Source organism: Sulfuricurvum sp. (assembly GCF_049277495.1).
Lineage (GTDB): Bacteria > Campylobacterota > Campylobacteria > Campylobacterales > Sulfurimonadaceae > Sulfuricurvum.
The window spans coordinates 1-16,050 of sequence record NZ_JBASYM010000013.1; the positions used below are offsets into that span (position 1 = coordinate 1).

Here is a 16,050-nt window from a genome sequence, read left to right on the forward strand (position 1 = left end):
ACCTTTACCTATACGGCAACCGATGATTCAGGCGCTTCAAATGCCGTCAGTGCACCAAAAATAGTAACATTGACCGTCACCGGAACCAACGATCAGCCGATAGTATCAGATGTATCAGTAGCAGCGGCAGAATCGAACGGTTTGGAAACAATCTATACAGGTCAATTGGCCCTTACAACCGATCTGGATACAACCGATACCCATACCTTCCAGCAAACAGGGACTGCTGCCGTTACTACAAACAGCGGAGCCGCTGTAACCGATTTGGCCGTAGCTGTGGCAGCGGATGGTACCTATACCGTTGATGGAAATTTTGATGCATTGGCAGAGGGAGAGACGGCAACCGTTACCTTTACCTATACGGCTACGGATGATTCAGGAACGGCAAGCGCAGTCAGTGAGCCTAAAACGGTTATCTTGACCGTCACCGGAACTAATGATCAGCCGATTGTATCAGATGTATCAATTGGAGAAGTTACTGGAGGAATATCCACCTTGTCTAATGAGACTGATTTCGGTATTTCTGATTATAACACGACGCTTTCGACGATAGAAATTACAGACAGCGGTACTATTCAAGACCTAAATGTACAGATCAATCTTAACCATACATATGATGCGGATCTATTGATTTCACTTATTGGACCGAATGGAACGGAAATCCCATTAAGTATAAGTCATGGTGGTAGTGCTAATAACTATAGTAATACTGTTTTTGATGATGAAGCTATGACATCAATAGCTTCTGCTACGGCTCCTTTTACAGGGACATTCAGACCTGATGGCGCATTGTCTATACTAGATGGTATCGATATGCAGGGGACATGGACACTCAAAATCTACGATCAATATGGTGCTGATTCAGGCACACTTCTTTCATGGTCAATGATCCTTGATACTGCAAGCGGAACTGCTGTTTACGAATCGAACGGCCTAGAGACAATTTATAGCGGTCAATTGGCACTTACTACCGATCTGGATACTACCGATACCCATACCTTCCAGCAAACAGGGACTGCAACCGTTACGACAAGCAGCGGAGCAGTCGTAACTGATTTGGCAGTAACTGTAGCAGCAGACGGCACTTATACCGTAAATGGAAATTTCGACGTATTGGCAGCGGGAGAGACAGCGACAGTCACCTTCCAATACACGGCAACCGATGATTCAGGCACTTCAAATGCAGTCAGTGCACCAAAAACCGTTACCTTGACCGTGACCGGTACCAACGATCAGCCGGTTGTTTCGGATGTATCAGTTGCAGCGACAGAGACAAATGGACTAGAGACAATCTATACAGGACAATTGGCACTTACAACAGACCTAGACACTACCGATACCCATACCTTCCAACAAACAGGGAGTGCAGCTGTTAGTACAAGCAGCGGTGCAGCTGTAACCGATTTGGCAGTATCTGTAGCGACTGACGGTACCTATACCGTAAACGGAAACTTCGATGCATTGGCGGCGGGAGAGACAGCGACAGTAACATTCACTTATACAGCAACGGATGATTCAGGTACTTCAAACGCAGTCAGTGCGCCTAAGACAGTGACATTGACAGTAACCGGTACCAACGATCAGCCGATTGTTTCAGATGTTAACCGTGGCATGAGTGTTTCAATTTCAGAAAACTTTGAAAACGGTGCGCAAGGATGGAGCAATAATACAACAACCAATGGCGGTGAATTGACTAACTTCTTGGGTAGATTCGCTGGTACAGGCGGAAATGAAGGAATATCCAAAACATTTGATATAGGAACTGAGTTCGCTGGTAAAACTGTTACTATAAATTTCGATATGTACGAGATAGACAGCTGGGATGGAGAAGCATTTAAAGTATTTGTCAATGGCACAGAAGTGTCAAGTACTCAAATGTGGGTTGATCCTTACTATGGGGAGCATGATGGTGGAACTACTACATCTGCAAACGTATTTGCTGGGTGGGGTGCTGAAGATATTCACCATTATTCATTAGTTGCAACAGTAGATGCAAATGGCCAGGTCAAACTTGGCTTTGGCACAACACTCGACCAAGGCATCTCTGATGAGTCATGGGGAATCGATAATCTGACTATCGTTACTAATGATATTATTTCTGAAACAAATGGCGTTCAGGAGATCTTCGCAGGACAATTGGTTCTTACAACAGACCTAGACATAACTGATACACATACATTCCAATTAGTTACAAATAGTGCAGAAGTTACAACAGCCAGCGCAGCAGTAATAACTGATTTAGCAGTAGTTGTAAATGCAAATGGTTCATACAGTGTTAATGGCAACTTCGATGCATTAGCAGACGGAGAGACAGCAACAGTCACCTTCCAATACACTGCGACGGATGATTCAGGTACTGCAAATGCAGTCAGTGAGCCTAAGACAGTGACATTGACAGTAACCGGAACCAATGATGTTCCGGTTGCGGAAGCGGCAGTAAACGGAGTCAATGAAGATGCTACGATTACGGGCAACGTGACTGCGACAGACGCAGATGCAGGCGAGACGGCAACCTTGACCTATGCACTTGTGAATTCGGCACCGACTGGTTTGACATTTAATACCGACGGAAGCTATAGCTTTGATGCGAGCAGCTACGATTCACTTGCCGCAGGAGAGCCGTTGGTTCTCACTATCCCTTATACTGCAACCGATATCAATAGTGCGGCTTCGAATACTGCAAACTTGGTCATTACTATTACCGGAACCAACGATCAGCCGATTGTTTCAGATGTAGATGTAAATGATAGAAGTACGTCAAGTACAGCTACACAGCTTTCTGATGTTCACAGTATTGCAGCTAACGGTGTGGGATCAGTCGGATATACACATTTCACCATTTCTGAAATAACAACCGTGTCAATTGCAGCAAATACAACAGGCAGTAACTTTATTGATAGCTATTTGTATATATTAAGAAATGATGGTACTTTATCGACGGATGATTATATAACTAGAAATGATGATAGCGGGCCTGGGCTTAATTCATATCTTACGATAACCTTAGAACCGGGAGAATATATTGCAGCAGTCGGTGATTTTTATTTAGGTCTAGATGAAGTTATCACGGGTATAAATAATGAAAATCAAGTTGGTGAGATAACTTTATTATTCAGTGCAAATCATGATATAACTATTCATAATTCGAATGTAGCAGTAATCTACGAGACAAATGGTATAGAAACAGTTTACACTGGAGTATTGGCCCTTACAAGCGATTTGGATACGACCGATACCCATAGCTTCCAACTTAGCGGAACACCATCGGTACTTACAAGCGGTGGAGCAGTTATAACGGACTTGGGCGTAGTTGTTGCCGCAGACGGCACTTATACCGTAAATGGAAATTTCGACGCATTGGCAGCGGGAGAGACAGCGACAGTCACCTTCCAATACACGGCAACCGATGATTCAGGGGCTGCAAATGCAGTCAGTGCACCAAAAACCGTTACCTTGACCGTGACCGGTACCAACGATGCACCGACAACAACACCAGTGACACTTGACGTGATTGCAGAAGACAGCGGAGTACGCCTCATTACCCAAGCAGAGCTTCTTGCGAACGCAGGGGATATCGACAGCACGAATCTTACGGTAACAGGTCTCACAATCAGCAGCGGAAACGGATCATTGCTGGACAACGGTAACGGCACATGGACATATACACCAGCAGCGAATGATGATACATCTGTTAGCTTCAGTTACACGGTCACCGACGGTGACAAAACCGCTGCAGGCAGTGCGACACTCGATATTAGACCGGTCAATGATGCACCGACAACAACACCGGTGGCACTTGATGCGATGGTAGAAGACGGTACACGACTCATTACAACAGCTGAATTGCTTGGGAATGCAGGAGATGTCGAGAATGATGCCCTTTCGATCAGCGATGTGGTGATTAGCAGCGGAAATGGGTCATTGGTAAACAATAATAACGGTACATGGACATATACACCAGCAGCGAATGATGATACATCCGTGAGCTTTAGCTATACGATTACTGATAATGGTACGACGAACGGAGTTTCTGATCCATTATCGGTTCAGGGCAGTGCGACACTCGATATTACACCGGTTAATGATGCTCCAGTTGCGGTTAATGATAATTACTCTGTATCAGCAGGTGTAGTTGCTTCTTCGGCGACAGACGGTTCGGCTATGGTGATTACACTCTTGACGACTGCTCCGAATCAAAGCGTATCGTTTAATTGGGAGTTTGGTACAACAGATTATCTTCCATTTAACGACTTTGCTTTTGCCCAAATTGATGGACAGTCCGTATCCCTGTTGAGCAATGTCGCTACCGTAGGAGACGGAGGTAACTCAGGTCTGCAATCTTTTAATTATACCTTCGGAACTGCAGGTGCCCATCAAATTGTTATTGGCGTTTCAGATGCCGGCGATACTGGAGTCAACTCTTATTTGACTGTAAGTAATCTTTCAACGGATTATGTTGTATCGACAAGCAGTTTAGGCAGCGTATCTGAAAGTGGCGGGACGTGGAGTTTGAGTACCAATGGAGCATCCAATGCAGCATTGACAACCATTACAACTCCGATTCAAACATTGGAAGACGGGACAATTTCTATTCCTATGTCTTATCTGTTAAGTAATGACACTGATATCGAAGGCGATACTCTCTTTATTTCGAGTATTCAAAATGCAGTCAACGGCAGTGCTACGGTTGTTGGCGATACAATACAATTTACACCAGATGCAAATTTTAATGGAAATGCAACATTTACCTATACGATCAGTGATGGACATGGCGGAGAAAGTACAGCTACCGTTACAATACCTGTAATTCCGGTTAACGATGCTCCGACGATCGATGTGACGGGAGTGGCGGCGTTTGATGAGAACAGTGCGACTACTTCTACCGTGGTTGCGAACTTCACGGCGAGCGATGAGGAAGACGGAACACCAGGCGTTGACTTTACAGCCGGTACAAACACTGAAGGATACTACGCGATCAGCGGCAACACTGTGGTCTTGACTTCATTGGGTGTGGCTGCGGTCAATGCGGGCACAACGCTTCCGGCAATCAGCCTTACTGCTACAGATAGCGGCGGCTTGACAGCGACGGATGATAGCGTTACACCTGCATACAATACTCAAAACGATGCTCCGACGATTACGATCACGGCACAAAACAACTTCACCGAAGATGTTCCTGCAAACGCAGTAGGTTCGGTTGTTGCGAGTTATACGACGTATGACGAAGAAGGAAGTCTGGTCACGGTCACTCTCAGCGATACGACCAACTATGCACTTGACGGAGCTGGAAACGTGACGCTCACGGCAGCGGGTCTTGCACTGGTAAACAGCGGAGCGGATCTTCCTGCATTTACCCTGACTCCAAATGACGGAACGATCAACGGAACTCCTGCCAATGTTGATCCGTCGGTTACCGCCGTCAATGACGCACCGGTTGCTGTAGATGATTACAAAATGAGTGGAGTTCGTGCAGAATATTATGGTTATCAAGAAGGGCCTGATGGTGCTAACTTGACCAGTATTTTCCAAATTCGTACGTTTATGTCTGCGAATATACCGGATGCTATTTTTACACCTACATCAATAAATTATGCTCTTGGATCAGGTAATTTAGGAAGTGGTACGAATTTACAAACTTTCTTAGGGGCTGATGCATTATCTCTGAGTGCTGATCCTGTCTCTACTAGCGATGCGATCATCCATATGAATGGATTTATAACACTTGATGCCGGTACTTATAACTTTAAAGTCACTGCGGATGATGGCTATACTATATTAATTGACGGTATTCCTGTCACAGTCGTAGATAAAATTCAAAGTCCGACAGTAACAATCCATGCTCCATTTGAGGTTCTTACAGGTGGTGAGCATTCAATCGAGATTATTTACTGGGATCAAGGTGGGCAGTATCAATTTAAAGCAGAAATCAGCAACGATGGAGGGGCCTCTTACAATATTCTAAATGTTGCGAGCGGTACACAATCTTTTGTAACACCTGAAGATACAGCATTGACGATTGATCCGCAAACGATTCTTGCAAATGATACAGATGCAGAGGGGGATGCTCTAAGCATTATTTCTGTTTCAAATCCGAATGGTGGAACTGTCACTTTGGATAGTAATGGTAATGTGGTATTTACTCCAACGCCAAATTATAACGGTGCTGCATTTTTTGACTACACTATTAGTGATAACAATGGAGGAAGTGATACTGCACGTGTTTATTTGACGGTTCTTCCTCAAGTTGATAAATTTACCGATGCAAGTGAGACAGTTTCCCTACTTGAGGACACCATTCAAACTGGAACGGTTCTTGAAAATACGATTGATACGAACGGCTTAGCATTAAGTGTTACGGCGTTTAGTGTTGGCAGTCAAATTGGAACCGTTGGTTCAGCTTTAGTCATTGCAAATGTAGGTTCATTAACGATTAATTCAAATGGTTCTTATACATTTGCTCCAGTAGCAAACTATAGTGGTACTGTTCCAACGGCAACCTATACCGTAAGCAATGGCGAGAGCACAGACATTTCAACTCTTTCAATCGTAGTAACTCCTGTCGCCGATGCATTATTGCCGAGTGGGAATCTTAGTGTTGATGTTGGAACACCTACAACGATTACAACATCTAGTAGTGATTGGAGTATCTCAAATGGTACTATTAATGCAGGTGGAATAATTATTTCTCCTGCTAGTAGTACCCAAAACTTGACATGGAATGCAGGTAACGGGATAGGAGTCGATAGAACAAATGTTAGTGCTAGTCATGATGCTACGAATCGTATTGAAACTGGAGAAAGTTTATTATTAAATCTGCCAACTTACGTAACAAGTTTGGCTTTAATTTTGAAAAATACTTCCGCAGATACTATTCAAGTAAAAGTTACTGATATTGAAGGGCATACAACCATTCAAACAATCGCTAGCTCAGGAAATAATGGGGCTATAGAAGTCGATGTTATGAATACTGTACCGTTTAATAAACTTGAATTAATGGGGGATGCTACAGGGTATTCACTGTTTTCTATAACTACTAATGTTACAAATGCAACGACATATACTTATCCAATCGCGGTTAGCTTGAGCTTAGTTGATACTGATGGAAGTGAAAATATTAGTTCTATACTCATAAAAGACTTACCGACAAATGCAGATTTATTTGGTGTTGGAGTTATCGATAATAATGATGGAACATGGACTATCTCATCGGCTAACCTATCTTCACTATATATGACAACAACCGGACAATTAGCTACAGATAGTAATGGAGTTATTTTTGAACCAACCGTGGTCGTAACGACTCAAGATGGTATTAATACAGCTCAGACTATTGTGGGTGGAACAATTGATCAGGGTAATGAAGTATTAATCGGCACCGATGGAAATGATTATATTGATGGCGGTAATGCTTATCATATGATTAATGGAGGCAACGGTAATGATACACTTGTATTCGATGCTACAGATACTTTAATTGACGGCGGTACAGGTTTTGATACCTTGATGCTGGCAACAAGTGCAACCATTGACTTTACGGCATTGTTGAGTAATCCTGTCACAAATATTGAAGCGATTGATATGACGAAAAATGGTGTAAATGGCGATATTACACTTTCATTGAATGATGTTGTGAGTATGACAGATAGCCATAATGAACTTTATATTATTGGTGATTCATTGGATAAAGTAACTGTTGACAGTACGTTGTCTAAAACAACAGAGACATCGACGGAAATCATTAACGGTCAATCTCATACATTTGATGTATACGTAGATAATGCGATCGATCCTACCGTAACGTTGAAAGTGGAACAAGCTATCACTGATACGATTTAATTACGATAAAATAAGGGTATGAAAAAGACGTTCTCCCTTTTCTTCATTTTGGCGGCGTTGGCCGCCATCCTCTTCAGCACTCCCGAATTTTCCATTGCCAAAAAATTTCTGAATAAAATCGAAAAAGAGTATGGTCCGTTTGCTTTGCGGCGTGCGGTTGCTTTGGTCCAGATGATGAATGATGCGAGAGACCTTGATGAAATGGGAAAGATGGAAGCGGTTAACGATTTTTTCAATCAAACTCCCTATGCTTCGGACAAAACGACATGGGGCATAAGCGATTACTGGGCAACCAGACTGGAAGTTATCGGTAAAGACAAAGCCGACTGCGAAGATTATGTCATAGCAAAATATTTCACCCTCAAAGAGCTCGGAGTTCCCACCTCGAAGCTTTATATGACCTACGCGAAATCCATTCGATATAAAACTGCCCATTTGGTTCTGACCTACTATGAAACTCCTAAATCGGTGCCTCTGGTACTCGATAATTACAATTTTAAAATTCTCCCTGCAACGGTACGGGATGATTTGATTCCGATCTATAGTTTCAGCGGGGATGAACTCTTTAATGCCAAACAAGCCCAAATCGGAAAAATGGTTCCGGCGGCGACGAGACAGAAGCGTCCGTGGGACGAGCTGGTTATAACACGACAAAAGGATTAGTGATGAGTCTATTTAAACAACTGGTAATAATGTTAAGCCTCTTTTTAGGAGTGATTCTCGTATCGGTTATGATGCTGAACTTTAGATCGGCAACAGAGTTTGTCCAAAATCAGCTTTATACGGATGCAAAGAATACGGCACACTCTTTGGGGCTTTCGCTTTCCAAAGTCGCTGATCCGAGTGATACCTCGACGATGGAGACGATGATCAATGCTATTTATGACAGCGGATATTATCAGCGTATCCGTCTTGTCGATATCGAAGGCAAAGAAATATATGTCCGTGAAAGCGACGTCCGTGTCAGCGATGTCCCTGAATGGTTTATTAAAAATGTTCCGATTCATAATGTCAGTGTGACCAGTGATATTATGATCGGATGGAGCCGATTCGGAACCCTCGAAGTAAGCGGGCATACGGGAAATGCCTATCGCCAGCTCTATTCGACACTGATCGATTTGATGGAAACCTTTTTGCTGATCGGCATTGTCGTCTTTATGGCGCTGTATCTCTTGCTTTCCTGGAGCCTTAAATCGCTTCAACGGATCCGCGATCAAGCCAAAGCAATTATTGACAATGAATTTATCATCGAGACCAAGATCCCTTTTACGACGGAATTCCGCTCCGTTACTACTGCGATGAATGCTATGGTCGCCAAAGTCAAAGATATTTTTGAGCGGGAAAATGAAACGCTTCGCCGTTATCATGAACTGCTCTACAAAGATTCGGAAACCAAACTGCATAACCGCCGCTATCTCACGGCAAAACTTCCGGATTATCTGCAATCGGATGCTTCGCTCTCATCGGGAGTATACGTCATGATAAGCGTTGATGAGATCGATCGATTGAAACGAGAAAAAGGGTATGACCGCTATACGATCGTTATTACGGCACTGGCGGAAGCACTCAATGCTTATGTCGGCTCTTTTCGGCATGCACTGAGTGCAAGACTGAATGAGAGTGATTTCTTTGTGGCTATTCCTGCCTGTGAAATAAGTGCGGTCACACATCCGGTTGAAAACCTTATGGCCCAAATGCGAAGTGTGATCACCGAAATAGACAAAGAGGTTTTGGACTATTTGATTATCGGTTGCGGAATAGGTTCTTACAGTGAAAACGATAGCCTGAAATCCCTCTTTTCACGCGCCGATCATGCGGTGACTCAGGCAAAATTACGGGGAAATTTTACGATTGATATCAATCAAGAAGAAAATGAAACCTTGGTCTTGGGACGTGAAGAATGGCGGGAAGAATTGCTCAAAAGTTTGGATGAATCACGGATGATGTTGGCTTTCCAAAGCGCTGTAGAACAGCGTGGAGAAGAGATGAATGTTCTTCATGAAGAGATATTTTTACGATTATTGGATCGTGAGGGGACGATTCATTCGGCAGGCTATTTTATCCCTGTTGCAACAAGCTTGGGGCTAATCGATACCCTTGATCGCTATATGATCGAAAAAGTCTTTAAACATATCAAAGAACATAACCCCATAACGCCGTTAGCGTTGAATCTCAGCGGTGACTTTGTCAAAAAATATGCCAATATCCAGTGGCTTCGAGTACAACTAGAGACATTCCAGCGACAAAGCGATTTGATCTTGTGGTTCGAGGTGAGTAACACGACGGCTCTGCATGAATTGGAAGCGGTATCGGCCATCAGTTCGATGGTCAAAATGTTCGGATATCATTTTGGTATCGATCATTTTGCTATCCCGGAAGCGGGAGCCTATTATCTCCAAGCCATTCGGCCTGATTACATAAAAGCGAACAGCGCATACTTGCAAGATATGCTCTTTGATAAAGAGACGGGGAAAAGTCGGGAGAGTTTTAACAATGTAATCCGAAGTCTCGGTATTTCGGTGATCGCAATCAATATTGAAGAGGCCAAAGATGTAGAGAGCCTCAAAGCCCTCGGTATTGAAAGATTCCAGGGATCACATATCGCCCCGGTAGCCTTACTCCAGTAACTTACCCTTTTTTACGGGTAAGTACGAATGCAAAAAGTGCCACGACGGCCAGCAGTATAAAAATATTACCTTGTTCAACCATTTATTTCTCCTAATAATTTTTTCATAATTTCAATGTGATAGCTCTCTTGGTAATTGATAAATTCAAAAAACGTCGAGAGTTTTTCATCGGTGATGGAGGAAGAGAGACGACGGCACTCCTCTTTTGCATTTTCTTCTTCGAGTATTCCATTATGGAGAAATTTCCCCATATCGGTAATTTCATAGGTTCGGGGATGGAGGGTTCTTGGAAGGGCCAATATCCCCATTTTCGCCATCATCTCGCCAAAAGAGCGGAGATGAAAGTGCGATTCATCGATCAGATCTTGAAAATGAGTCACCTGCGCCGGGGTATCGGCACGAATTTGCCGATAAAAATAGACCATGATCAGTTCATATTCTTTATAAAGCTCTTCAAATAAAAACAGAGTCAGCGCATCGGTTTCGGATGCATTCAAAAGAGCATCGGGCCATTCCCGAGCGCGGTTGAATGCACTGAGCGGTTCATCCAGTGTAAGTTTATCCAGATACGCGGTGAGGGTGGAAAGAATATATTTTTCATCATGATGCATCCGTTGGCAGAGCGGGGTATCACGATAGAGAAGCCGGATCGATTGAATTTCATCGATTGCAGTTTGGAGTAATGTAAAAAAGGAGTCGCTTTCGATCGTAAAATGATGGTCTCGTTCATAATCATAATATGAGTCATTTTCATAAAGAGTCTGTGCGAGCCATTTAAGATGACGAAATTCGATTTGGGAAAATTCATATAAACGGCTTTTGACCCAAGGATCGCTTACGGAAAACGATATAAAGGCTAATCGGAGCCAAAGCTGATGTTTTTGTCGAAAAAGGGCAGCATCTATCATTCTTCCACCTCACATTTCAACCCGATTTCGATTGTATGCAGCTCTTCGTTTGAGCCTTCTTTTCGTTGATGTTCATGAATCTTGGCTGCTTTAAAAGCGCTCAGAACCATTTGGGCGCATGCTTGCTGTTTGAGCGGGCCGAGAGCAACTTTTTCCTGAAGTTTTATCGCCGCTTTTTGAGCATATTCGAGACTTTCACCTTTGATCATTTCGGTGAACATCGATCCCAATACGACAGTATCGTGACAGCCGTTCGTCGCATAACCGACGGAATGGAGAATATCGTTTTCACTCTGAATGTAAAAAATGACGAATTCGCCGCTTGCTTCACTATGCCCGACACCGACTCCGGTCGGATTTTCGAGGGGACCATAATTTTTGGGATGCATAAGATGCTCGATGATCTCTTGATTTAGATTATTTTCCATAATTTAATTATACCGTACCTCATAGCCCCTTGTAAGAGATTTCACCGTACAATCCGTTAATGAAAACAATTAACCCAGAAACTTTACGATACCTTCCTACGACCCGTGACGAAATGGATGCATTGGGATGGCAGCAGTGCGACATCATCCTCATCTCCGGAGATGCCTATATCGACTCCCCGTTTATCGGTGTAGCGGTTGTGGGACGTATATTGGAACGAGAAGGATACCGTGTCGGGATAATCGGACAGCCCGATATTACGACGGATGATGTGATGCGTCTGGGCGAACCCCGTTTGTTTTGGGGGGTGAGCGGCGGAAGTGTCGATTCGATGGTTTCGAATTATACGGCTACGAAAAAATTCCGCAACAGTGACGACTATACCCCGGGCGGTGTCAATAATGCCCGCCCGGATCGTGCGGTACTGGTGTATACCAATCTTATTCGCAAATATTTTAAAAACACCGTTCCCATTGTTCTGGGCGGGATTGAAGCGAGTTTGCGCCGGGTGAGTCATTATGATTATTGGACTAACAAACTGCGCAAACCGATTTTGTTTGATTCCAAAGCCGATTATTTGATCTACGGCATGGGGGAAGGGGCAATCATCGCTCTTCCGAAAGCGCTCGAAGAGGGAAAATCTCCGCAGGATATCCGCGGGGTGTGTTATATCGCCAAAGAGCCGCGCGAGGAATATTTGACATTGCCCTCTCACGCGGAGTGTTTGGCGGATAAAGAGAAATATATCGATCTGTTTGATCTGTTTTACAATCATAACGACCCCATTTCGGCAAAAGGGCTATGTCAGGAAGTGGACGGACGCTACAGTATTCAAAATCCTCCTGCAGATTATTTGGATGAAAACGAGATGGATGCGGTCAGCGCGCTTCCCTTTACCCGCGAGCTTCACCCCTATCATCGTCCGAAAGGTGCCGTCAAGTGTCTGGAGACGATCAAATTTTCGATCATGACCCATCAGGGATGTTGGGGAGAGTGTAACTTTTGTGCGATCGGCGTTCATCAGGGGCGTACCATCCGTACCCGCAGCGAAGAATCGATCCTAAAAGAGGCGGCGCAGTTTACCGAGTACAAAGATTTCAAAGGGATCATCAGTGACGTGGGGGGTCCTACGGCCAATATGTACGGATATGAGTGCAATAAAAAGCTCAAACACGGAACCTGCGATCATCAGCGTTGTGTCGATGATACCCATCTGTGCAAATCGATGAAAGTCGATCACACCCGCGTTATTAACCTTTTGCGTCGTCTTCGGGAAGTACGGGGGATTAAAAAAGCATTTGTTGCTTCCGGTGTCCGTTATGATCTGATCAATGAGGACAAACGCCAAGGATATGAGTATCTCAAAGAGATGGTGAAACATCACATTTCCGGACAGATGAAAGTCGCTCCGGAACACACCTCGGATCATGTTCTCCATCTGATGAATAAACCGGGAAAACAGACACTCGTCGATTTTAAAAAGCTGTATGACCAATTAAATCGGGAAGAGGGTAAAAAGCAGTTTTTGACCTACTATCTGATTGCCGCCCATCCGGGGTGCACCGAGAAAGATATGCACGATTTAAAGCGTTTTACGACGGATGAACTCAAGATGAATCCGGAACAGGCACAGGTGTTTACCCCGACACCGGGGACGTATTCGGCCGTGATGTACTACACGGAGATGGATCCTGCTACCCGCAAGAAAATCTTTGTCGAGAAAGATACGGCCCGCAAAGAGAAGCAAAAACAGATCGTTGTTGCCAAAGACTCGTTTAAAAGCGGTTTTGCGAGTTAAAGCATAACCTGAAAAATTGTGGAACAATTTTTGCGCTCTTACCTCTCTTTTAGCTTCAATTCTCTACAATAAACACTTCAATTTCAACATTATGGAACTTTTTTTTGAGAATCGATAAATTTTTAAATGCGGTCAATCTGACCAAACGCCGTACTGTCGCTCAGGATATGATTGGCGAAGGTGTCGTCTACATCAATGATAAAGCGGTTAAGCCTGCTAAAAATGTTGTCGTAGGAGATATTATAACCCTTGTCTATCTGGAAAAACAGATGCGTTATGAGGTATTAGCGATTCCTACACTGAAATCCACTCCGAAATCGCAACAACATCTCTATGTCAAGGAACTCTCATGAACGGTACAAAATCCGATTTCGAGGCATTGTTTGAACATCGGATGAGCGATGGGGAAATGCGCGAGTTTTTGCTTTCTCTTACCCTCAATGAAGAGACTTCTCCGGAGATGATCGCAACTGCCGCTGAGGTGATGCGCCGCCACTCAATCATTTTAGAAGTCCCGCCGGAACTCAGACCCAAGCTAATCGATGTGGTCGGAACAGGCGGAGATAAAAGCGGCAGTTTCAATGTGAGTTCGACTGTTGCACTGGTTCTTGCTGCTTCGGGAGCGTATGTTGCCAAGCATGGAAATCGCTCGATAACCTCCAAATCGGGAAGTGCCGATGTTCTCGAATATCTGGGGGTGAAACTCGATCTTACGTTGGAGCAAAGTGCAACACTGCTCCAAGAGTGCGGGTTCACCTTTTTGTTCGCGCAGTACCATCATCCGGCGATGAAGTTTATTATGCCGGTCCGTCGCAGTATTCCTGAAAAAACGATCTTTAATATTTTAGGCCCGCTGACCAATCCCGTAGGACTTTCCAAAATACTTCTAGGGGTGTTTGACGAGGTATTCGTTCCGAAAATGGCGGAAGCGGCGCGTACGTTGGGAATGCAATCAGCCATCGTGGTAAGCTCCCGTGAAAAGATGGATGAGATCAGTATCAGCGACATTACCTATGCGGGACACCTGCAAAACGGTGTGATCGATTATTTTGAGATCGATCCGCAGATGGTAGGGATCAAAAAAGCCCCTTTTGAAGCGATTCTCGGAGGAGAAGCGGAGCAAAATGCTCAGATTCTGACCGATATTTTGAATAATCGCTCTTCGGAGGCGCAGCGGGACATGGTTCTTATCAATGCTGCGTATGCACTGATCGCTGAGGGAATGGCCCGTGATGTTCAAGAAGGGCTTGAGATCGCCAGAGATACGTTGAAAAGCGGTAAGGCCGCGCAAAAATTAAAACAAATCGTATCGGTATCTTCCAAGCTATGATGAAACTTTCTCTTGATGAATTACCGCAAGTATGTGCGCGTATTACCGCTGAGCTTCCACATGGCGGCGTGGTTATTTTGCAAGGGGATCTAGCCAGCGGCAAAACAACGTTGACCCAAGGCTTTGCCCGTTATCTTGGTATGGAAGATGCGGTGACCTCACCTACTTTTTCGCTGCAGCAGCGTTATGGTGACAAGCTTTACCATTATGATCTTTATAACTATGGTTTTGAGAAATTTCTGAGTCTGGGGATGATGGAAGAATTGGAGCGGGAAGGGTATCATTTGGTGGAATGGGGAGATGATTCTCTGATAGATTTACTGAAACGATGCGGAATCGATTGTCTTATTTTGAAAATTACCAAATGCGATGATGAGTCGCGATATTACGAGGTGCAGCGTGCATGAATTAAAAATTGAAAACTTAGTTAAAACGATCAAAAACCATGAAATTGTCCGTGGCATCAGTATGGAGCTCCGTACCGGAGAAGTAGTAGGGCTGCTCGGGCCTAACGGTGCGGGGAAAACGACGACGTTTTATATGGTGTGCGGTTTGATCGAAGCGACAGGCGGAAAGGTCTTTATTGATGGGGTAGATGTATCCAATCTGCCGCTGCATCAGCGATCCAGACTGGGGATCGGTTATTTGCCGCAGGAAGCCTCAATTTTTAAAGACCTTACGGTCGAAGAGAATCTCATTATTGCGGCACAAGCCGGAAATTTGGATAAAGAGACGGCAGAAAAACGGATTGAAGAATTACTGGAGATGTTTAACATCGAACCGATTCGCAACCGCAGAGGGATCAATCTCAGCGGCGGCGAGCGCCGACGTGCCGAGATTGCCCGAGCTCTTGTCAATAAACCTCGTTTCCTGCTCTTGGATGAACCGTTTGCCGGAGTCGATCCGATCGCGGTCATGGATATCCAGGGGGTTATCTCTCAACTGGTAGAGTATGGTATCGGCGTATTGATTACCGATCATAATGTCCGTGAAACGTTGGCGGTATGCGATCGTGCCTATGTTATCAAAAGCGGTTCATTATTAGCTTCGGGAAGCAGTGATGAAATTGCCCATAACCCTGACGTGCGTCAACACTATCTCGGTGAATCGTTCAAGTTTTAA

The 16,050-nt window shown here is 44.3% G+C and carries 10 protein-coding genes; 8 read left to right on the forward strand and 2 right to left on the reverse strand.

What is annotated here, in order from left to right; all coding sequences use genetic code 11:
* The first annotated feature begins 69 nt into the window (after positions 1 to 69).
* Genes WAO38_RS03125 through WAO38_RS03135 form a run of 3 tightly spaced genes read left to right on the forward strand, consistent with a single transcriptional unit; the run spans position 70 to position 10,463 of the window.
* A complete protein-coding gene (locus tag WAO38_RS03125; RefSeq protein ID WP_422234263.1) occupies positions 70 to 7,836 on the forward strand; it encodes a tandem-95 repeat protein in 7,767 nt (2,588 codons plus the stop codon).
* An 18-nt stretch (positions 7,837 to 7,854) separates the two neighbouring features.
* Positions 7,855 to 8,499 (forward strand): transglutaminase-like cysteine peptidase, encoded by a 645-nt coding sequence (locus WAO38_RS03130; protein WP_422234265.1) that lies wholly within the window; start codon positions 7,855 to 7,857, stop codon positions 8,497 to 8,499.
* 2 nt (positions 8,500 to 8,501) lie between these two features.
* On the forward strand, positions 8,502 to 10,463 hold the full coding sequence (locus WAO38_RS03135) for a bifunctional diguanylate cyclase/phosphodiesterase (protein ID WP_422234267.1): 1,962 nt from the start codon (positions 8,502 to 8,504) through the stop codon (positions 10,461 to 10,463).
* A 74-nt stretch (positions 10,464 to 10,537) separates the two neighbouring features.
* On the opposite strand, the gene WAO38_RS03140 is transcribed toward WAO38_RS03135, so the two are convergent.
* Positions 10,538 to 11,371, reverse strand: coding sequence for an iron-binding protein (locus WAO38_RS03140; RefSeq protein WP_422234269.1), 834 nt, complete (start codon positions 11,369 to 11,371; stop codon positions 10,538 to 10,540).
* Positions 11,368 to 11,799, reverse strand: a complete 432-nt coding sequence (locus WAO38_RS03145; protein WP_422234270.1) for an iron-sulfur cluster assembly scaffold protein — start codon at positions 11,797 to 11,799, stop codon at positions 11,368 to 11,370. Before WAO38_RS03145 ends, WAO38_RS03140 begins: the two co-directional genes overlap by 4 nt.
* Positions 11,800 to 11,858: 59 nt before the next feature.
* Between WAO38_RS03145 and WAO38_RS03150 the strand changes: the two genes are divergently transcribed.
* The 5 genes from WAO38_RS03150 to lptB all read left to right on the forward strand — a co-directional run bounded on the left by WAO38_RS03150 (position 11,859) and on the right by lptB (position 16,050).
* Entirely contained in the window at positions 11,859 to 13,598 is a 1,740-nt protein-coding gene (locus WAO38_RS03150) for a YgiQ family radical SAM protein (protein WP_422234272.1), read from the forward strand.
* Positions 13,599 to 13,702: 104 nt separating this feature from the next.
* Positions 13,703 to 13,951, forward strand: coding sequence for an RNA-binding S4 domain-containing protein (locus WAO38_RS03155; RefSeq protein WP_422234273.1), 249 nt, complete (start codon positions 13,703 to 13,705; stop codon positions 13,949 to 13,951).
* The gene (gene trpD, locus WAO38_RS03160) at positions 13,948 to 14,928 is read left to right on the forward strand and encodes an anthranilate phosphoribosyltransferase (RefSeq protein WP_422234275.1); all 981 of its coding nucleotides are present in this window, start codon (positions 13,948 to 13,950) and stop codon (positions 14,926 to 14,928) included. Before WAO38_RS03155 ends, trpD begins: the two co-directional genes overlap by 4 nt.
* Entirely contained in the window at positions 14,928 to 15,335 is a 408-nt protein-coding gene (gene tsaE, locus WAO38_RS03165) for a tRNA (adenosine(37)-N6)-threonylcarbamoyltransferase complex ATPase subunit type 1 TsaE (RefSeq protein WP_422234277.1), read from the forward strand. The genes trpD and tsaE overlap by 1 nt, the downstream gene beginning before the upstream one ends.
* A complete protein-coding gene (gene lptB / locus WAO38_RS03170) occupies positions 15,328 to 16,050 on the forward strand; it encodes an LPS export ABC transporter ATP-binding protein (RefSeq protein WP_422234279.1) in 723 nt (240 codons plus the stop codon). Before tsaE ends, lptB begins: the two co-directional genes overlap by 8 nt.

Excerpts from the sequence above, each read along its gene's own strand:
- WAO38_RS03130 (WP_422234265.1), top strand. The coding sequence starts at position 7,855 with ATGAAAAAGACGTTCTCCCTTTTCTTCATTTTGGCGGCGTTGGCCGCC.
- WAO38_RS03135 (WP_422234267.1), top strand. The coding sequence starts at position 8,502 with ATGAGTCTATTTAAACAACTGGTAATAATGTTAAGCCTCTTTTTAGGA.
- WAO38_RS03140 (WP_422234269.1), bottom strand. The coding sequence starts at position 11,371 with ATGATAGATGCTGCCCTTTTTCGACAAAAACATCAGCTTTGGCTCCGA.
- WAO38_RS03145 (WP_422234270.1), bottom strand. The coding sequence starts at position 11,799 with ATGGAAAATAATCTAAATCAAGAGATCATCGAGCATCTTATGCATCCC.
- WAO38_RS03150 (WP_422234272.1), top strand. The coding sequence starts at position 11,859 with ATGAAAACAATTAACCCAGAAACTTTACGATACCTTCCTACGACCCGT.
- trpD (WP_422234275.1), top strand. The coding sequence starts at position 13,948 with ATGAACGGTACAAAATCCGATTTCGAGGCATTGTTTGAACATCGGATG.
- tsaE (WP_422234277.1), top strand. The coding sequence starts at position 14,928 with ATGAAACTTTCTCTTGATGAATTACCGCAAGTATGTGCGCGTATTACC.